This is a genomic window from Sphingobacterium daejeonense (genome assembly GCF_901472535.1).
Taxonomy (GTDB): domain Bacteria; phylum Bacteroidota; class Bacteroidia; order Sphingobacteriales; family Sphingobacteriaceae; genus Sphingobacterium; species Sphingobacterium daejeonense.
On sequence record NZ_LR590470.1, the window covers coordinates 1,294,909 to 1,313,361 of the forward strand.

Genomic DNA, 18,453 nt, shown 5'->3' on the forward strand with positions numbered 1-18,453 from the left:
AAGAAAAGACGAATGAGAGTGGAACAAGAGTTGGATATGAGATATGAGATATGAGAAATGAGATGTGAGAAATGAATTCTCTTCAAAAAAAATAGGAAAAAAGTTAATGGGATTGATTTATTTTTAAATCTTAAAAGTTTCTTGATGGTTATTTAATTTAAAAAATATGTTTAAACTTTTAATGTTTGTTCTAATTCTTGGAAAAAGTTTGTTATGATATGTAATTTTGTTAATACAAAAACCAATTATTTTTAAAATTTAAATAAAGTTCGCACGATTTACTCTTCTATTTGTTATTTTAATAGTGAATCACGAAAAGCCGTTTTTTCACTTTATTGTTTAACCATTAATAGAAAGGAGAATCTGATGAATCAAGACTCATTAGTAAAGGCATGTATTGATGAAACCCAGAAATGTGCAGTTGCATGTTTGGAATGTGCACAGACATGTTTAAACGAAAAAGATTTAGAGATGCTACGCGAATGTATCAAGACCGATTTAGAATGCGCTGAAATTTGCGAGGCGACGTCTAAACTTTTAATTATGGATAGTAGCTCCAGTAAAGAACTTGTTAAAATATGCTTATCCATTTGTGAAGCATGTGCTGCTGAATGCGAAAAACATGCTGAACATGGAATGGAGCATTGTAGAAAATGTGCTGAAGCGTGTAGAAAATGTGCCGATGCTTGTAGGAAATTAGTCGCTTAAAACTGTTTTCAACATATTTTCAAGAGTTAGTATTATATTTAATAATTAATTAATATTGATGTTACTAACTCTTTTTAACCTAATTATTATATTAAGCCAATTATAAATAAATAATTATTCCTTAGTTTTGGTTAATTATTGATTAATATCGTGAATGTCGTAAATTGTGAAATTATGATTACTAAGAACATACTAGTTGATTCTGCCTTAATTGGAACTGTCCACTTTTATGCCTATGTATTCAATACTGATGATGGTGTTATAGGTTTTGGATTATTTCCCAATGATGGGGCACGTCCCATTTGTTATCTTTTGAATAGACAAGGAAATAAAGTTACGCTTCATTTTGATGAAGACATTATTTTATATATCTGTCAGCAAAGCCGGTTCTCCACTATGGAGAAAAGGACGCTCTTCAAAGAATTTCTTGATTATGCCACCAAAATGGAAAAGAAAGCTGCACGTTTGGTATTTAGGGATGTCAAGGTAAACTTTTTAGCTGATTCAAGAGAAATGGTCAAATATAAGAGATTGTATATTCACTATACTGACCAATTTTCTTCCTCTAAAAATAGTACATTATTTGCCGATTAAGCCTGTATTTGTTCTGCTGATAATTTAAGAATCTTTATTATTTTTTCTATCTCCATTAGATTTAGATTACCAAAGCCAATTCGCATGGCCTGAATGTTCTTGTGCTGGTAAAGTAAGGTTTTTGGTATAAAGAGGTTGTTTCTTGCAGCTTGTTGACTCAATCTGAAGAGGTTTATCTTATTGCGCCAGCGAATCCAAAATGCTAGACCTCCATTTGGTATTTGGAAATCGATCACGTTGCCCAATTCTTTGCTCAGCTGAACAGCCATAAAGTCTCTTCTTTCTTTGTATACCTTCAATGATTTTTTTAAATGCCTGTGAATTGCGCCTTCTTCGATCATTTCTCCTAATGCTTGCTCCATTAAAACATCTCCTTGTCGATCTATTATTCCCAATAATTTTCTCATTTCAATCATGAGGTTTTCAGGAGCGACTATAAAACCCGTCCGGAACCCTGGAGCTAAAGATTTGCCGAATGATCCTACATAAATTACCATTCCATTCCGGTCAGCAGTTGCCAATGGGAGCAAGGGTTGTTTGTCAAATTGAAAGTCATAATCATGGTCATCTTCTACGATAACAAATCCGTATCGCTGTGCTAATTGCAAAAGACGCATTCGTTTTTGTGCACTCAGGCTAACGGTAGTTGGATAATGTTGCTGGGCGGTGATGTAGACCATTCGGATGGGTCTTGATTTGCAGAGCATTTCCAAGGCATCAAGGTCAATGCCATCATCTTCAATAGGTACTGTGAGAATTTTACTTCCTGATTTTTGGAAAATCATATTTGCAGCGAAATAACTCAGGTCAGCCACAACAACATAGTCATTCTCAGAAAGCAAAATCTCCGAAATTATAAAGAGACTCATCTCAATGCTTCTACTGATGAGGAGATTGTTTTTGTTGATTTTGAGTGCTCTTGATCCATGTAGATAATCTACCATCTGCTCTTTGAAAAACTCCGATCCTTCTTGGTTGTAATACCCCATTTTTTCCCTATTGCTCTTTCTTCTCACATTGGTCCTATAGAATCTGGAATGGTCTTCAATTTGCGTCAGCCAAATATCAGGTGAGCCATCATTCAGGATATATTCGCAATCGGTATGTTCAAAAGGGCTGTCTAAAAGAATTGATTTCTTGAATTCATACCCGGTTTTAATAGGGTAGGACGAATTTGAAGCTTCCAAGTTTTTTAAGCTCGGTAATTCGGAAGTAACGTATGTTCCTTTATTGGGTTTTACTTCAACCCACCCTTGAGCAAATAGTTCCTCGTATGCTGCAGTAATAGTGTTTCTGTGTACTTGTAGCAATTCTCCTAAAGCTCTGCTTCCCAGTAGTTTTGTTCCAGGTGAAAGATTTCCCTTCGAAATGGCTTGAACAAATTGATTAACTATCTGAAGATAGATAGGCGATGTATTTTCCCTGTCTATTTCAATAAAACTTTTAAATGGTATTTCAACCGGACTATTCATATTCTTCAATCTGGCACCCTTGTACCTGCCGGCAAGGTAGTATTTTTGGGCGAAAGTAGAAAAGATGAAAACAATTCTAAATAAAATTGTAGCAGATCAAATTACACACTGCAAATGGCTAAACACTTTATCCTTTATGGAGAATGCTGGTGCAAGAAAGATTTCAGCATGCGAGGACAAGGTGAAAACAGGCATTATACAATTGAAGCATGCCGCAGAGGAACATCGTCATGCCTATTATCTGAAGAAACAAATTGCTAAACTGGACTGTTCTGGATTTGACTATTATGAACCTTCCAGTTTGATAGGAGGTCAATCCTCTCAACAATATTTACATCGACTAGATGTAAAAACATCCCGATATATAAAAGAACATTTCAATCTTTATGGACAGGAACTCAAGTATGCAGCGTATTTATTTGTTACCTACGCAATTGAAGTGAGAGCAGATGAATTGTATCCTATTTATCAAGATGTATTAACTGAGCATGCTTCAAAGGTAGTTGTAAAATCTATTATTCTGGAAGAAGAAGGTCATTTGGAGGAGATGATTAATCAATTGAATGATTTTGATCCATCATGGGAAAAGCATGCCAAAGAAATACTTTTAATAGAATCAGAATTATTTGATAATTGGCTGATTTCAATCGCCAAAGAACTTGGATTCAATGAATATTCTGCAATCCCGGCTTCGTGATAAATTAAATAAAAGGCAGGAGGAAGGAGGATTAAGACAGTTACAGAAAGAAAGGGATGGGATTGATATCTATTCAAATGATTATTTAGGATTTGCCACGAGCAAGGAGTTAAATTCTAGAATACTGAATTTGCTGAATGGCCATGCGGAGTCCATTCAAGGATCCACGGGCTCAAGATTGATTTCAGGCAACTCAGATTTTACGATGGAGGTTGAAGGCTTTATTGCTGCAAAACACCAGGTTGAATCATCGTTATTATTTCCTTCCGGATATCTTGCCAACCAAACTCTTTTTTCTATTCTTCCCGCCAAGAATGATACGATAATTCTGGATGAAAAGGTACATAGGTCTGTATATGACGGCTGTAGGTTGTCGCTTTCAAATCGGTGGAAATTCAGGCACAATGATTTGAACCATTTGGAAGATCTATTGAAAAAAAGCAACGGGCAGGTTTGGATTGGGGTTGAAAGTCTTTATTCGATGGATGGTGACTTTGCTCCACTTCCTGAAATCGCGGCACTCTGTGAAAAATTCGCGGCAGCATTGATTGTAGATGAGGCACATGCTATTGGAACCTTTGGGGTAGGATTTGTGAATATGTTTGGCTTACAAAACAGGTGTTTGCAACCCTAGTTACTTATGGAAAGGCTATGGGTCAGTCTGGAGCAGCTGTTTTAGGTTCAAAAGTCCTTATAGATTACTTGATCAATTATGCGCCAGGATTTATATACAGTACAGGAATGCCAGATTTTCAAGCCCTTTGTGTTCAAGAATCATATCATTTCCTTGATGAAAACGACCTGATAGTTAATAAATTACAAGGTAATATTAAGAGGTTTGGTCGTGCGATGGGTTTATCTATGGAATCCTTTCAAAGTCCGATATTTCCTATTCGATTTAAAGATGTTGGCATCATGGAAAAAGCATTAAGGGACTTAACAAATAATGGTTTTTTAAGTTATGGTATTAAAACACCTACCGTACCTAAGGGTGAAGAAATGATACGTGTATGTGTTCATTCTTTTAATTCGGAAAAGGAAATTGATTTATTGGCTGATATTTTAAAAAGATATATGGATGAGTAAGAGATATTTTGTGACAGGCATTGGCACGTCAGTAGGCAAGACCATTGCTTGTGCTGCCCTGGTCAAGCTATGGGATGCGGCATATTGGAAACCAATTCAATCTGGTGATTTGGAAAGCAGTGACAGCATGATGATGAGTTCTCTGCTAAATAATCAAGTATTGATATATCCTGAAAGATATAAATTAAATACTGCGGTATCTCCGCATTATTCTGCTGAAATAGATGAGGTGTCAATAGAGTTGAACGATTTTAAATTGCCTGATGATATCGGAAATCTAATTGTTGAGGGAGCTGGGGGAATGTTTGTTCCGATAAATGACAAAGAATTTATCATTGATTTAGCGGAGCATTTAGATCTCCCTATTATCCTCGTATGTTCTGATTACCTAGGTAGCATAAATCATAGTTTATTATCCTTTCATAGTTTAGAAGAACGAGGTGTTGCTGTTGAATACATTTTTTTGAACGGGAGTTTCAAAGAATCAACTAAACGAATTTTAATCAAAAATAAACCAAAGGGAAGTAAAGTCATTGAATTCCCGGAGTTAGAGGACATAAGTTCAAATGGCTTGGAGAAGGCCATGAAAAATTTGAAAATACATGATGGAAATTAAAGACAAGAAAGCATTAAGGCACGACTGGACTAAAGAAGAGCTATTGGAAATTTACAATAAGCCATTATTGGAATTGGTTTATATGGCGGCAAGTGTTCATCGTGAATGGCACAATCCGGAGGAGGTTCAAATTTCGACCTTATTGTCTGTCAAGACTGGTGGCTGTCCGGAAGATTGTTCTTATTGTGGGCAGGCTGCACGGTATCATACAGATATTAAAGTTCAGGCCTTATTACCTACCGAGACTGTTTTGGCACATGCTCAAAAAGCTAAAGACAGTGGTTCTTCAAGGTTCTGTATGGCGGCAGCTTGGCGTGAAGTTCGTGATAACCGAGATTTTGACCGTATTATAGAGATGGTGAAAGGTGTGAACGAGATGGGTTTGGAAGTTTGCTGTACTTTGGGGATGCTCACTGAAAGTCAAGCGCAGCGTCTGCAAGAAGCAGGATTATATGCCTATAACCATAATTTAGATACTTCGGAGGAATTTTATGATGAGATCATTTCAACACGCAGATTTGATAATAGGATAGAAACCATAAAAAATGTACGCAAGGCTGGGATAACGGTTTGTTCTGGGGGAATAATCGGGCTAGGAGAGAAGCCTGAGGACCGGATATCTATGTTGCGGACTTTGGCAAATATGGAGAAACACCCAGAATCTGTCCCTATTAATGCCTTGGCGCGAGTTGCGGGTACACCATTGGAGTTTTTGCCTAAGGTTGATGTTTGGGAGATGGTGAGGATGATTGCTACGGCAAGAATAGTTCTTCCGTCTTCAATGGTTCGGCTGAGTGCTGGAAGAATTGAAATGAGTGAGGTCGAACAGGCTTGGTGTTTTATGGCAGGTGCCAATTCAATTTTTACGGGTGAGCGGGAGACCTTGTTGGTTACTCCAAATCCAGGAGTGGATGAAGATATGTCGATGTTGAGTAATTTGGGTTTGAGGCCGATGGTTGTTAAGCGGGAGGCATTTTGCAACAGCAGCTTATAGATCGGGATTTAGCGGTCAATTGGCATCCTTATTCACAGATGAAAACAAGTAATCACCTCCCAATTGCTAGAGGAGAGGGTGCTAATCTGTATGATTATCAAGGAAATCGGTATCTAGATATGGTAAGTTCATGGTGGGTTACCATTCATGGGCATGCAAATTCGTATATTGCGTCTAAAGTTTATGAGCAGCTAAGCACTTTAGAGCAAGTTATTTTTGCTGGTTTCACACATCTACCTGCGATTACCTTGTCAGAGCGTTTACTTCAGCTTTTGCCATTGAATCAAAAGAAGGCATTTTTTACCGATAATGGATCCACCGCCGTAGAGGTTGCCCTGAAAATGTGTATTCAGTTTGCATATAACAATGGAGTTCAGAAGACTAAAATCATAGCTTTTAAGAATGGTTACCACGGGGATACTTTTGGGGCCATGTCGGTTAGTGAGCGTGGACAGTGGACAGCAGCATTTGCTGATTTGTTATTTGAGGTAATATTTATTGATGCTCCCACCGCAGAGAATCTTGAATCTATTAAAAAGATAGTTCAGGAACACGCCGAACAAACGGCTTGTTTTATCTATGAACCGTTGGTTCAAGGCGCTGGCGGAATGTTAATGCATCGTGCAGAGGATTTATCCGAACTCATGTCGTTCTGCAAATCAAAAGGGATTTTATTGATTCAAGATGAAATCTTTGTTGGTTTTGGAAGAACAGGGACCTTGTTTGCTGCCGATCAGCTGGAGGAAAAACCTGATGTTATGTGTTTTTCAAAAGGGTTGACGGGTGGTACGATGCCATTAGGGATAACGACCTGTACAGAGGAAATCTATCAGGCTTTTTATTCGGATGAAAAACGGAAGGCATTGTTTCATGGGCATTCATTTACAGCCAGTCCTATCGCCTGTGCAGCATCATTAGCAAGTTTGGATTTATTGCTGCAAGATGATTGCCGGTCAAATATCGAAAGAATTTGCAAGAGTCATGCAGCATTTGCGAAAAGATTGATGAAGTCAGAAAAGGTGAGAAATGTAAGGCAAACAGGGACTATTTTAGCTTTTGATTGGGTCACTGAAAATGAAACCTCATATTTTAATCAGATTCAGGAAAAGCTCTTTATTGTGTTTATAAAGAAGGGGATTATATTAAGGCCAATGGGGAATGTACTGTATTTGCTTCCACCGTATTGTATTCAACAAGAAGATTTGGACTATACCTACGAAACGATTTTGGAGGTATTGAACAACAACAATATTTAAGAAACTATTTTGATAATAGTAGTGTGACTAAAATGGCTTACCAGAGAAATTTGGTAAGCCTATTTTATTACATCTTGCAATCTTAATTTTCTAATTCCTTCACCATTGTTTTTGCATATTCTTTACCATCCCATTTGTAAGTTTCTTCCTTTTTTTTGACGGTATATTTCAGTTCAGCCTCTGGGTCTGTTTCTTCATATTCTTGGGCTTCGCCTTCTTCACAGATTTTTAGGATAATATCTTTGCCGAGTTTATGTTTATTAGGTAGCAGCAATTCTTCGGAATAATAGAATACTCCCGCATCAGAAACTGCTATAGTTTTAGGTAGGGTAGTGAAGGTCGAACCGTCCCATGATAAGGAGTTCTGCTCTGAAGAGATTCCACAAGCTTCTCCATGGAAATTCACAGAGAAAATGTTTTTTGAATTGGGAATACCGCTGTCTTTAGTTAAGGATGCAGTGGTATATGATTGTCCTCCAGGGTAATAGGGGAAACTTTTACTATTGATAAGATTGTTGTTTTTATCTAACATTTTAGCCTCTACCCAATAATATTCATTTTCCAGTTCATTAGATTTCCAAGAGAAACCATAACAGAATGTATTTCCAGATTTTTGGTCAATTATTTTATCTAATGTTAGCAGACCTAACCAGATGTAACCGGATTTTTTTTGGTTGTTGGAGCTGTATTCTATTTTATGCCATGGTAAATACATTCCTCGGAGGGATGTAGGATTTAGTCCTTGTTCTTCAATAAATTTGACCTTAGTCCCCAAAGGAATAGAATCAAGGAGATTGCTTTTGGATGTAGGTTCCTCCCGAACATACGCCATATTCACAAAAACAAGCGCAATACTATCTTTTGATGTATGGTATAAGTTATAATCATCATATACAACATAAGCTGCTGGTTCTTGTTCCTGAGCATTTATATCAATTGTTGTGAAGATAAATGCAAAAAATAACAACAGGTTTGGTACTATTCTCATCTTTAATATTATTTCTTAAAACAAATCTATTAAGAAAATCGTTGTAAAATATAGCTGAATTCAGGTATTATTTTAGATTTATATATTTTAAAAATTATTTTTTTGAAATTTAATTAATTTTTGTATATATTTAATAATCAATCAGATACTAACTATAACACACTTAAACCGAACAAAGTCTACTAAAAAAGTATAGATTTTTTCACAAATGTAGTCTACTAATTAGGTAGATTTTATATATTTGCACCAGATTTTCAAAAAAACATGAACGACAGAATAAAAAATCAAGCTATTCGAATGTGCATAGGAGATAGGTAAAAGGAAAACTATCTCCAATAATCCGCTTTTCCAAATTTATTAATCCATTTCAAATTACTTTCATGAACAGAACGATATACTTTTATCTCGTAGGGCTCTTCTTTGCTTTGAGCATTGGAAATGTACAGGCCCAAAACATATTAAGGGGAAAGGTTTTAGATGAGCTTAACCAAGGTGTATCTGGAGCCACAATACTAGAGAAATCCACTCAAAAACAGACTCTGACCAATCAAGACGGAGAGTTTAGTTTAGACTCCCCAAATCCGACAGCACAAATTACAGTAAGATTTTTAGGTTATCAAGACCAAACTGTAAGTGTGAATTCCACTGAATCCAAAACAATTATTTTAGTTCCGAGCAACGATGTTTTAGAAGAGGTTGTTGTAACAGCCTTAGGTATCTCGAGGGAGAAGAAAGCCCTAGGATATGCGGTACAGGAGGTTAAGTCGACAGAATTACAGACTCGTCCCACAAATGCGCTGGCAGCACTGTCAGGTAAAGTTGCAGGTTTGCAAGTTATTTCATCTGGTGGTAACATGGGGGGATCTACACGTACTTTATTACGTGGTATCAATTCGATTGCTGGTAGTAACCAACCATTATACGTTGTGGATGGTACACCGATCGACAACTCCGATTTAAATTCTGCCGGTACGATCAACGGATCTGCAGGAAAAGACGTGGGTAACATGATTCAGGATTTAAATCCTGATGATATTGAAAATATTTCAGTATTGAAAGGTCCATCCGCTGCAGCACTTTATGGTTCGAGAGCGGCCAATGGGGTAATTCTTATTACGACTAAGCGCGCTGGCAAGGGGGAGAACGTGAGCATTGATGTAAATACAGGCTTAGAGTTTGAAAATATTGTACGATTGCCAAAACGCCAACACCTGTATGGTCAGGGATATTCGCAGACCTTTCAGACAGTTAATATCGACGGTAAGGATTATAAAATCGTAGACTATGCATCTGATGAAAGTTGGGGCCCAAAATTGGATGGAACTCCGGTATTGCAATGGTATAATTTAAACCCTGAAGATGCCGCAGATTATTTGAATCCATCTCCTTGGCTATACCCAGAACACGATGTAACTTATTTCTTTAACACTGGTTTGGCAAATACCAACAATGTCGCTATTTCAGGCAATTCAGGACAGACCAATTATAGATTTTCTTATACAAACAAAAACGTAAGAGGTACAGTTCCAAATGCATCTCTAGGCAGAAATACATTGAATTTCTCTGGCGGTACGAAATTGGGAAAATTGAGTGTTAATACCAATATCAATTATATCCATAACAATTCTATTGGTAAACCATGGACAGGGGCTTCAAACCGTAATATCATTTTGGAAGCTTACCAATGGGGAGCTGTTCAGGTTGATTACAAGCGTTTAGAAAACTATAAAAGAGCAGATGGTACGCCATTGGCTTGGAACAGAACGGGTTGGCAAAATACACCAGCTGCTGAGGCAACAAGATTTATTGACAATCCATTTTGGTCGGCTTACGAAAGTTACTTGGAAGAAAAAAGAGATCGTTTTTACGGAAATGTAGGTGTTCAATATGAAGTTGCTGATTGGTTGAATGTAGGTGCAAAGGTACATGGTGATATCTACCAATTCAGTACGGAAGACCGTATTGCTGTTTATTCTAGAAGTGCATCTCAATATGAAGAAACTAGCAATAGATTGAACGAATATAACTATGAATTCTTAGCTACTGCAAAGAAAAATTGGGATAAGGTGTCTTTGGTTGCAAACGTTGGTGCCAACCTAAGAAATCAAAGCAGAAAGGTAGATTACGGAATTACACAAGGTGGATTGATTATTCCGAATTACTATAACCTAAAGAATGCTTCCAATGTCAAGATTGAAAACTTCAAATACAATCGCAGGATAGCTTCTGTTTATGCGAGTGCATCTTTGGGATACCATGATTATTTGTTCTTGGATGCTACTGTTCGTAATGATTGGTCATCCACATTGCCAACCAATGCTAATTCATTTATTTATCCATCTTTCACCGGTAGTTTTGTATTCTCTCAGGTTCCGGGCTTCCAAGCAGATTGGTTATCGTTTGGTAAGGTTAGACTTGGTTGGGCACAAGTAGGTAATGATACAGATCCTTATCAACTGTATAAAGCCTATGATGTTGAGCAATCATTTAATGGATTGTCATCAAACAAATTGCCATCGACCTTGAATAATTCAGAGTTAAAGCCTGAGATTACAAGTTCTTGGGAAACAGGTATTAACTTACAGTTTTTCAGAAATAGATTGGGCTTGGATGTAACATATTATAACAATGTTTCAAGAAACCAAATTCTTCCAATCCCGGTTTCATCAGCATTCGGTTATGAGGCTAAGGTCTTGAATGCTGGTCGAGTAGAAAATAAAGGTTTGGAAATTATCTTGAATGGTACTCCGATTCAAAACGACAATTTCGAATGGAATGCCAGCTTGAATTATTCAAGAAACAAAAATAAGGTATTGAAATTGGATGAGCTTGTAAATACCTTGACATTGAGTTCATCATTGATCAATTTGGTGGCTCGTGAAGGTCAGCCTTATGGGCAGTTGTTGGGTTATGATTTTGTTTACGCTGATGGACAACGTGTTGTCAAAGAAGATGGGACTTACCTGAGGACTTCTCAATTGGTTCCTTTAGGTTCAGTATTGCCTGATTATCTTTTCGGATTCCAAAATAACTTCCGTTATAAGAACTTCAATTTTGGATTTTTGATCGATGGTCGAGTTGGAGGAAGTTTTTATTCCCAAACTTATAATGTAGGTATGTACTCAGGTATTTTGGATCGCACAGCTGAGAACAATGTTCGAGAAGATGGTTTGATCCTAGATGGCGTAAAAGCTGACGTAGTATTTAATCCAGACGGGACTTATACAACAAGCAATGTGCGTGAAAACGATACTCGCATTACAGCGCAGCAATGGGGAAGGAATGAATCGACAGGACCGACTACTTTCTCCATTTTCGACGGAACGTTTGTGAAACTTAGAGAGGTGACATTGGGGTATAATATTCCATTGAATGATCCTAAAGTTGTAAAAGGAGTTAGGATTTCAGCTTATGCTCGTAATGTTTGGAATATCTATACGAAGAGCAAATATATAGATCCAGAATTTGCAAACAGTAGTGGTAATGTTCAAGGTATTGAAGCAGGAAATATTCCTACTCCATTGACTTATGGATTTAATGTTAACCTTAAATTTTAAGCTAGTAACCATGAAATTAAAAATATAATATATACTTCTTTGTTGGCATTGACTGTTGTTTCATGTTCCAAAGATACTTTTAATGAAATCAATACGGACCCTAATAGACCGGCCACAGTGCCAACTCCAAGTTTGTTGTTGTCGGCAGAGCGTCAAGTGATGAATGCCTTGAGAAGTGAATCGATCAATTTCCGTGGGGCACAATTATTTGCTCAATATTTCAGCCAAAATATTTATACTGATCAATCAAGATATTTGATTTCAGCAGGATACTCTGATGAATATTGGACTAATACCTATAAAGCATTGAACAACCTGAATGAGATTATCATTTTGAATGAGGAAGAGAGCACTAAAATTCAGGCTCAAGCAAATGGCGCTGGCGCTAATAGCACCCAAATTGCAATTTCAAGGATTTTGAAATCATTTGCCTTTCATTCTTTAACGGATGTATTTGGTGATATTCCTTATGAGTCTTATGGCAATAAAGATGCAGACTTTGAAGCATTAAAAAGAAATCCAGATATTCTTACACCGAAGTATGCTTCGCAGGAGAAGATTTACAAAGATATCCTGAATGAGTTGAAAAGCGCTGCTGATACCTTGGCGAAATATAAGTCGGGCATTACCTTCGGTAATTCGGATATTATTTACCAAGGAAAGAATGAAAAGTGGTTTAAATTTGCGAATTCCTTGCGTCTTAGACTTGCGAACAGGATTTTGAGTAAAGACCGAGCATTGGCAACTCAACATATTCAAGATGCTATTGAAAAAGGTGTGTTTACCTCAAATGATGATAATGCAGGCTTTGTATATTCGACTGGTTCACCTTATGAAGCGCCTTTATTTAGAGCTACCGTTACAGCAAACAGAAAAGACTTTGCCGTTTCCAAAGTACTGGTTGATGTTTTAAAAGGTGAAAAGGGTCCATTCAAGTTTGCTGATCCTAGGTTAAGTAAATATGCAAAACCAAATAGCAAAAATGTCTATAAGGGACAACCATATGGTTTGCCTTTAGCAGCAGGTAATTTATTCCCTATAGATAGTGTTTCTTTGCCTGGAGAAGTGATCAATAAAGCGAATGCAAATGAGGTTCTGCAGGAATATGCTGAAGTTGAATTCTTGATTTCAGAATTTAAGGGTTGGGAGCAAAGTAGTTACGAAAAAGGTGTTAAGGCATCTTTGGAGCGTTGGGGTGCTTCAGCTGCTGAGGTTAGCACTTATTTGGGCAAATTGCCGGCTGCCAATAAAGAGAATGTGCTTTCGCAGAAATACCTGGCTCTTTATGGACAAGGAATTGAGTCATGGTCTGAAATAAGAAGGACAGGATATCCATTGTTCTTGGTGAAAAAAGGTGATGTGGTATGGAGTGGTACTATAGAAGGAAAGCCAGTTTCATATACTTTTGTTCCTGAGATAGGCAGTGAAATTCCAAGCAGATTAGTTTATCCTTTGAAAGAACAGAGCACAAATAAAGCAAACTATCAATCGGCTTTGGGAAATCAAGGAGATGATGTTCAGTTTACGAAATTGTGGTGGAATAGGTAGGGGGATTTGAGATGTGAGATGTGGGATTTGAGATAGTGGAAAGGAAATAGGTGTTAGACATTAGACATAAGACATAAGACAAAAGACAATGCCCTGGCTTGTGGAGATACCGACCACGGCTTAATGCCCTGGTTGGTATCTTTAGCAACCAGCTATTTCTTGCCCTGGTTGGTGGAGACACCAACCATCATTAGCAAGTTTTTTATTTCTTAACTGCTGTTATAGCATATAACCTTGGTATTATGCCTTAAAGTCCTTTTACTAAAGTGTGATGGGAAAGGTACTATAATATAGGATTTGTGATAGAAAATTAGATAGAGAGTGGAGGCTGAGGCCTCCATTTTTTTTGGCTGGTGGAGACACTGGTAATGGTGTTATGTGGTGGTCGGTGGGGACACCGACCACGGCGTTGATGGCTTTATGTGATGGTCGGTGGAGACACCGGTGATGGCGTTATGTGGTGGTCGGTGGAGACACCGACCACGGCGTTGTTGCCCTGGTGGTGTCATTCATGCCCTGGTTGGTGTCTCCACCAACCAGCATTAGTAAGTTTTTTATTTCTTAACTGCTGTTATAGCATACAACATCGGTATTATGCCTTGAAGTCCTTTGATCTGGAATTTGTTGGGTTCGATCTCAATTGTATTATTGAAGCAGTTATATGGTGAATAATCAAATTCTTCGAATGATTTTATTGACATATTGTTTTTGATCAAGCCTTGGAACACTTCGGATAAGGGATGATTCCAAGACACTTCTTTGGTTGAAATGTCTGCCTTTCGGTCGGCGTAAGTTCCTTCATTAGTTTCTATAATTGCACCATCATTGAAGTAGGAATAGTTGAATTTTGTGAAATCATAATCAAACATCCATACTACAGGATGAAACTCAACGAATACTAATTTTCCACCAGGTTTAAGGCATCTATTGATAACTGCTGCCCATTTGTCAATATCAGGCAACCATCCTATAGTTCCATAGCTCGTAAATACTATATCAAATTGTTCATTCAGAGAATCCGGGGCGTCATATACATCCGAACAGATGAATTCAGAATTGAGCCCCAATTGACTATTGAGATTTTTGGCAACATCAATAGCTTGGTCAGATAGATCCAATCCTGTTGTTTGAGCTCCCATTCGTGCCATGGAAAGCGTGTCTTGTCCAAAATGACATTGTAGATGGAGGATTTTCTTGCCTTTTATATCCCCTAATAGGTTTACTTCTACTGGGTTTAGGCTATTTTTTCCTGCTAGGAATCCTTTGTTGTCATAGAATTCTGTATCAACATGAGCTTTGGTCTTTTCGTTCCAAAGTTTTTTATTTATTTCCTTGTAATTATCCTGATCATTCATAATTAATCATTATCCGAGGTGTCGGCGTTTCTTTTTTCTGCAGCTACTTCTTTATCTTCTTGAGTTGCATCTAATTGGTTTTCTTCCTGCTGATCTTCAGCTCTTTCTTCGAACTGAATATGTGCAAATATAGGATAATGATCTGAATCGTAATTGTCCAATTTTCTCAGGTCTCTCAATTTAAAATCTGCTGAGATAAAAGCATGATCTAATGGGAATTGAAGTAGAGGTTGTTTGGCATGAAATGTATTAAAAAATCCTCTTCCGCGTCTTGGGTCTAACAGTTCACTCATCTTAAGGAAAAGTTCAGTGGTGTAGCTCCAAGCCACATCATTAAGGTCACCAATTACTATAACCGGCAATTTAGATTCTTTTGCTTTTTCAGCGACGATCAAAAGCTCTTTGTCTCTTTCCGTTGATCTTGGATTCTCATTCGGCACCGGAGGGGTTGGATGTACGGCATATACTTGGACCAGCTGCCCGCTAGGAAGTTCAACTTTACAGTCTATACTTGGGATTTGATCTTCCACGAGATATTTGACTTCTGGATCTATGATTGGGAATTTTGAATAAAACAACATTCCGTAAGTGTTGTCAATAGGAACTTTCACATGATGTTCATAGTCTTTTTCCAAGGATTCCGTTTCACGATCCCATTTGTGACTGGTTTCCAATAAGAGGATAAGATCTGGATTGTTCTCATGAATTACTTCTAAGCAACCTTTATAATTGATGTTATCTTCATATACATTTGAAATCATTACTTTTAAGCTGTTATCGTCATCAATTTTAGATGCTTTGTATACTTGCTTTTTTCCAATAGGAGTGAAGGGGTATATTTGATAAATGAGGTAGACAATATTACAGATAATTGCGCCTAAGAATATCAATAAGGTTATGTTTTGAAGGTCGTTGTGGATTGCCCAAAGCACCACCCATAATATGGATAGAATTAATTTTTGAATCCTTGGATATTCAAAAACGCGAAAAGTCCAATGATCCTGCCTGATAAAAGGCAATGCTGTAAAAATTAATAAAAAGCTTCCAAAAATAATTAGCGCTATTTCCATTTATTGATATTAATACTTTGTGTAATAAAATTGATTGTAACCCGAATAGAATATGTGTTATCATTAACTAGCAATTCGCTTGCCTAAAATTTTCAAGCCCCGTTCATCATTATCCAATTTGGCAATATTTGGAAGATTTGCCCATTCTTCGAATCCAAATTTTTGAAATAATTTTAGGCTGGGTTCATTGTGAGAAAATATAAATCCCAATAAGGTTTTAATTCCAAATTGTGGAGCATTTAGTATGGCGAATTCCAGGGCTTTTTTCCCGATTCCTTGTCCTCTTGTATTGGGGTCAAGGTAGATGCTGACTTCAACAGTTGCGTCGTATGCTGGTCGGCCATAAAAAGATTGGAAACTTACCCAACCGATAATTTCTTGATTTTTTTCAATTACCCATAATGGTCTTTTGTTAGGATTATGTTCATAAAACCAGTTTTCTCGGCTTTCTATTGACACAGGTTCAAGGTCTGCTGTAACCATTCTTGATGAAATAGTCGTGTTGTAAATTTCTACGATTCTATCTAAATCAGAACGGTTTGCGATGCGGTAATATAGTTGTGTCATTGGGAAAGTATATTTTACTTAAAGATGTTCAAAATTGTAGAATAAATTGCTAAATTTCAACTAATCTGAATAGGATTAAAATAATTTGGAAAATCTATTTATTATGGAAGCAAGAAGTAGAAAAAGTTACGACACATTGAGTGAAGCTGTCAACGATCTTCAAAAAATGGGATATAATGAAGATTTTTTAGTTCAGGAAGATGGAGAATGTTTGTTCTGTGTTGGTCAATCGTTAGAATTGTCGCCTGACGAATTTGTTATTGATGAAATATTTAGGTTTGAAGGAATGACAGATCCGGGAGATGAGAGCATTTTATTTGCTATTTCTTCGAAGGATAATTTAATTAAAGGATTAGTGATCAATAGTTTTGGTGCGGAATTTAGTTTTCGATCATCCAAATTAGTTGAGGAATTAAATAAGAGAAAAAGAGATATATAAATATTGAGCCCTTCAAATCAACTTGAAGGGTTTTCTATTTTATATACACAACGGTTTTCATCAGCCAAAATATGTTTTATTCGGTCTATTTTGAGTTCAGGCCCTAATAATGACCTGAAATTCTTTAGTTCAGCTTTGCAGAATTGTTGGCATTCAGTAGCTGCGGCACAAATAGGGCAGTGGTTTTCGATGAAATAATAAATATCATCTTCTTTTTTCCATTCTGCCATATAGCCTTCATCCGATCTTACTTTGCTCAATTTGTTGAGCTTATCTTCAAGGTTTTTGGAGCCTTTAAGTTTGGCTTCATATCGTGCATAAGTAGTTTTTTCTCTATCCGTAATAAGTAGGTCTAATGCATTCTCTCCTAACAATGTTTTTACAGATTTCAGCAATTGCACGGTTATATCGGCGTGGCTGTCGGGAAATTTAGCCATGCCGGCTTGGCTTAGCGAATAATAAGTGAATGGTCTTCCGACACCGCTGCTTTTGCATTCATAATTTACCAAGCCTTCTTCAGAAAGCTTAATAAGTTGTTGCCTAGCACCCTCCTTCGTAATGCCTAATTCTTCTGAAATAGTCGCAGCATCAATCTCACCTCTCATCTTGATCAACATCAATATTTTCTGCGAATTACTTTTTTTCATATTGCAAGATTTTTCTTGTTTTATTTTGCAAATATAAGCATTAAAAATCAATCAATATTTTCTAAGGGATATAGGAATTATCTATATTTTAATTAAAAACTCTGTTTATTGTGTTTTAGAGCTGTTTTTATTTCTAAAAACAATGAGAAATCCCATTTGTATAAAACAAGTAAAAACTTGTTTTATTACTCGACTTTGTTAACTTTGTTGTACACAATTAAACAAAATATCATGAAATATACATTAGCACCATTACCTTATAAATTTGACGCATTGGAACCACATATTGATGCAAAAACGATGGAAATCCATCATGACCGTCATCACCAAGCTTATGTAGATAATCTAAACAAAGCTTTGGAAAGTTCAGGCATTTCTCAGGAATTGGAACTGGAGGATATAATCAAAAATATTTCAAAATATAGTGCCGCTGTACGCAATAATGGCGGAGGTCATTATAATCATAGTTTGTTTTGGGAGATTCTTTCTGGTTCACCAAAAGTTGAGCCTGAAGGTAAATTAAAAGAAGAGATCATCAAATCTTTTGGTTCTATTGACCAACTAAAGGCAGATATCAAAAATTTGGCGTTGGGTCAATTTGGTTCTGGTTGGGCATGGCTTTTAGTAAAGCACAATGGAGCATTGGCAATCTCTTCGACTCCAAATCAAGATAACCCTTTAATGGATATTAATATTACCACGCAAGGATATCCAATTTTGGGAGTTGACGTTTGGGAGCACGCGTATTATTTAAATTATCAGAACAAGCGTGCTGATTATGTTGATGCATTCTGGAAGGTGTTAGATTGGGAAGCGGTTGAGAAGAATTATGAATCAGCATTGTCAAAAATTAAATAAA

18 protein-coding genes are annotated in these 18,453 nt (G+C 36.9%); 12 read left to right on the forward strand and 6 right to left on the reverse strand.

The genetic code is table 11. The features are described 5' to 3' along the window. Positions 1 to 366: 366 nt before the first annotated feature. Positions 367 to 708: a four-helix bundle copper-binding protein gene (locus FGL31_RS06200; protein ID WP_138090081.1), complete on the forward strand. Its 342-nt coding sequence runs from the start codon at positions 367 to 369 to the stop codon at positions 706 to 708. Between the two features lie 174 nt (positions 709 to 882). After that, positions 883 to 1,302 carry a hypothetical protein gene (locus FGL31_RS06205; protein WP_138090082.1) on the forward strand — a complete coding sequence of 140 codons (420 nt, stop codon included), beginning with the start codon at positions 883 to 885 and terminating at the stop codon, positions 1,300 to 1,302. Here FGL31_RS06205 and FGL31_RS06210 read toward each other — a convergent pair. After that, positions 1,299 to 2,774: an aminotransferase-like domain-containing protein gene (locus tag FGL31_RS06210; RefSeq protein ID WP_138090083.1), complete on the reverse strand. Its 1,476-nt coding sequence runs from the start codon at positions 2,772 to 2,774 to the stop codon at positions 1,299 to 1,301. The genes FGL31_RS06205 and FGL31_RS06210 overlap by 4 nt on opposite strands. Before the next feature lie 64 nt (positions 2,775 to 2,838). Here FGL31_RS06210 and FGL31_RS06215 point away from each other — a divergent pair, with 64 nt between their 5' ends. The 6 genes from FGL31_RS06215 to bioA are packed head-to-tail and all read left to right on the forward strand — an operon-like array spanning position 2,839 to position 7,423. Next, a complete protein-coding gene (locus tag FGL31_RS06215; RefSeq protein WP_138090084.1) occupies positions 2,839 to 3,471 on the forward strand; it encodes a hypothetical protein in 633 nt (210 codons plus the stop codon). Next, complete coding sequence (locus tag FGL31_RS27570) at positions 3,443 to 4,105, forward strand: aminotransferase class I/II-fold pyridoxal phosphate-dependent enzyme (protein ID WP_138090085.1); 663 nt, start codon at positions 3,443 to 3,445, stop codon at positions 4,103 to 4,105. Before FGL31_RS06215 ends, FGL31_RS27570 begins: the two co-directional genes overlap by 29 nt. Further along, positions 4,090 to 4,557 (forward strand): aminotransferase class I/II-fold pyridoxal phosphate-dependent enzyme, encoded by a 468-nt coding sequence (locus tag FGL31_RS27575; RefSeq protein ID WP_138090086.1) that lies wholly within the window; start codon positions 4,090 to 4,092, stop codon positions 4,555 to 4,557. Before FGL31_RS27570 ends, FGL31_RS27575 begins: the two co-directional genes overlap by 16 nt. Further along, on the forward strand, positions 4,550 to 5,173 hold the full coding sequence (bioD, locus tag FGL31_RS06230) for a dethiobiotin synthase (RefSeq protein ID WP_138090087.1): 624 nt from the start codon (positions 4,550 to 4,552) through the stop codon (positions 5,171 to 5,173). The genes FGL31_RS27575 and bioD overlap by 8 nt, the downstream gene beginning before the upstream one ends. Beyond that, positions 5,160 to 6,167, forward strand: a complete 1,008-nt coding sequence (gene bioB / locus FGL31_RS06235; protein WP_197734108.1) for a biotin synthase BioB — start codon at positions 5,160 to 5,162, stop codon at positions 6,165 to 6,167. The genes bioD and bioB overlap by 14 nt, the downstream gene beginning before the upstream one ends. Then, on the forward strand, positions 6,149 to 7,423 hold the full coding sequence (gene bioA / locus FGL31_RS06240) for an adenosylmethionine--8-amino-7-oxononanoate transaminase (RefSeq protein ID WP_138090088.1): 1,275 nt from the start codon (positions 6,149 to 6,151) through the stop codon (positions 7,421 to 7,423). Before bioB ends, bioA begins: the two co-directional genes overlap by 19 nt. An 82-nt stretch (positions 7,424 to 7,505) precedes the next feature. Here bioA and FGL31_RS06245 read toward each other — a convergent pair whose 3' ends face one another. Continuing rightward, positions 7,506 to 8,411 carry an SH3 domain-containing protein gene (locus FGL31_RS06245; RefSeq protein WP_138090089.1) on the reverse strand — a complete coding sequence of 302 codons (906 nt, stop codon included), beginning with the start codon at positions 8,409 to 8,411 and terminating at the stop codon, positions 7,506 to 7,508. Between the two features lie 380 nt (positions 8,412 to 8,791). On the opposite strand from FGL31_RS06245, the gene FGL31_RS06250 reads away from it, so the two are divergent. After that, entirely contained in the window at positions 8,792 to 11,968 is a 3,177-nt protein-coding gene (locus FGL31_RS06250) for a SusC/RagA family TonB-linked outer membrane protein (RefSeq protein ID WP_138090090.1), read from the forward strand. A 39-nt stretch (positions 11,969 to 12,007) separates the two neighbouring features. Then, positions 12,008 to 13,516 carry a SusD/RagB family nutrient-binding outer membrane lipoprotein gene (locus FGL31_RS06255; RefSeq protein WP_232046312.1) on the forward strand — a complete coding sequence of 503 codons (1,509 nt, stop codon included), beginning with the start codon at positions 12,008 to 12,010 and terminating at the stop codon, positions 13,514 to 13,516. Positions 13,517 to 14,070: 554 nt separating this feature from the next. Here FGL31_RS06255 and FGL31_RS06260 read toward each other — a convergent pair. The 3 genes from FGL31_RS06260 to FGL31_RS06270 form a co-directional block, all read right to left on the reverse strand. Continuing rightward, positions 14,071 to 14,871 (reverse strand): class I SAM-dependent methyltransferase, encoded by an 801-nt coding sequence (locus FGL31_RS06260; protein WP_138090092.1) that lies wholly within the window; start codon positions 14,869 to 14,871, stop codon positions 14,071 to 14,073. A gap of 2 nt (positions 14,872 to 14,873) precedes the next feature. Then, the gene (locus FGL31_RS06265; protein ID WP_138090093.1) at positions 14,874 to 15,941 is read right to left on the reverse strand and encodes an endonuclease/exonuclease/phosphatase family protein; all 1,068 of its coding nucleotides are present in this window, start codon (positions 15,939 to 15,941) and stop codon (positions 14,874 to 14,876) included. Between the two features lie 63 nt (positions 15,942 to 16,004). Further along, complete coding sequence (locus FGL31_RS06270) at positions 16,005 to 16,508, reverse strand: GNAT family N-acetyltransferase (RefSeq protein ID WP_138090094.1); 504 nt, start codon at positions 16,506 to 16,508, stop codon at positions 16,005 to 16,007. A gap of 103 nt (positions 16,509 to 16,611) precedes the next feature. On the opposite strand from FGL31_RS06270, the gene FGL31_RS06275 reads away from it, so the two are divergent. Next, a complete protein-coding gene (locus FGL31_RS06275; RefSeq protein ID WP_099370451.1) occupies positions 16,612 to 16,947 on the forward strand; it encodes a phosphoribosylpyrophosphate synthetase in 336 nt (111 codons plus the stop codon). A 17-nt stretch (positions 16,948 to 16,964) separates the two neighbouring features. Here the strand turns inward: FGL31_RS06275 and FGL31_RS06280 are convergent, their stop codons facing one another. After that, complete coding sequence (locus FGL31_RS06280) at positions 16,965 to 17,594, reverse strand: helix-turn-helix transcriptional regulator (RefSeq protein WP_099370450.1); 630 nt, start codon at positions 17,592 to 17,594, stop codon at positions 16,965 to 16,967. Positions 17,595 to 17,825: 231 nt separating this feature from the next. Here FGL31_RS06280 and FGL31_RS06285 point away from each other — a divergent pair, with 231 nt between their 5' ends. After that, the gene (locus FGL31_RS06285; protein ID WP_138090095.1) at positions 17,826 to 18,452 is read left to right on the forward strand and encodes a superoxide dismutase; all 627 of its coding nucleotides are present in this window, start codon (positions 17,826 to 17,828) and stop codon (positions 18,450 to 18,452) included. Position 18,453 lies beyond the last annotated feature (1 nt).

Bases quoted from the DNA above. Each gene is read 5' to 3' on its own strand.
- FGL31_RS06200 (WP_138090081.1), top strand. From the start codon at position 367: ATGAATCAAGACTCATTAGTAAAGGCATGTATTGATGAAACCCAGAAA.
- FGL31_RS06205 (WP_138090082.1), top strand. From the start codon at position 883: ATGATTACTAAGAACATACTAGTTGATTCTGCCTTAATTGGAACTGTC.
- FGL31_RS06210 (WP_138090083.1), bottom strand. From the start codon at position 2,774: ATGAATAGTCCGGTTGAAATACCATTTAAAAGTTTTATTGAAATAGAC.
- FGL31_RS06215 (WP_138090084.1), top strand. From the start codon at position 2,839: ATGAAAACAATTCTAAATAAAATTGTAGCAGATCAAATTACACACTGC.
- FGL31_RS27570 (WP_138090085.1), top strand. From the start codon at position 3,443: ATGAATATTCTGCAATCCCGGCTTCGTGATAAATTAAATAAAAGGCAG.
- bioD (WP_138090087.1), top strand. From the start codon at position 4,550: ATGAGTAAGAGATATTTTGTGACAGGCATTGGCACGTCAGTAGGCAAG.
- bioB (WP_197734108.1), top strand. From the start codon at position 5,160: ATGATGGAAATTAAAGACAAGAAAGCATTAAGGCACGACTGGACTAAA.
- FGL31_RS06245 (WP_138090089.1), bottom strand. From the start codon at position 8,411: ATGAGAATAGTACCAAACCTGTTGTTATTTTTTGCATTTATCTTCACA.
- FGL31_RS06250 (WP_138090090.1), top strand. From the start codon at position 8,792: ATGAACAGAACGATATACTTTTATCTCGTAGGGCTCTTCTTTGCTTTG.
- FGL31_RS06260 (WP_138090092.1), bottom strand. From the start codon at position 14,871: ATGAATGATCAGGATAATTACAAGGAAATAAATAAAAAACTTTGGAAC.
- FGL31_RS06265 (WP_138090093.1), bottom strand. From the start codon at position 15,941: ATGGAAATAGCGCTAATTATTTTTGGAAGCTTTTTATTAATTTTTACA.
- FGL31_RS06270 (WP_138090094.1), bottom strand. From the start codon at position 16,508: ATGACACAACTATATTACCGCATCGCAAACCGTTCTGATTTAGATAGA.
- FGL31_RS06275 (WP_099370451.1), top strand. From the start codon at position 16,612: ATGGAAGCAAGAAGTAGAAAAAGTTACGACACATTGAGTGAAGCTGTC.
- FGL31_RS06280 (WP_099370450.1), bottom strand. From the start codon at position 17,594: ATGAAAAAAAGTAATTCGCAGAAAATATTGATGTTGATCAAGATGAGA.
- FGL31_RS06285 (WP_138090095.1), top strand. From the start codon at position 17,826: ATGAAATATACATTAGCACCATTACCTTATAAATTTGACGCATTGGAA.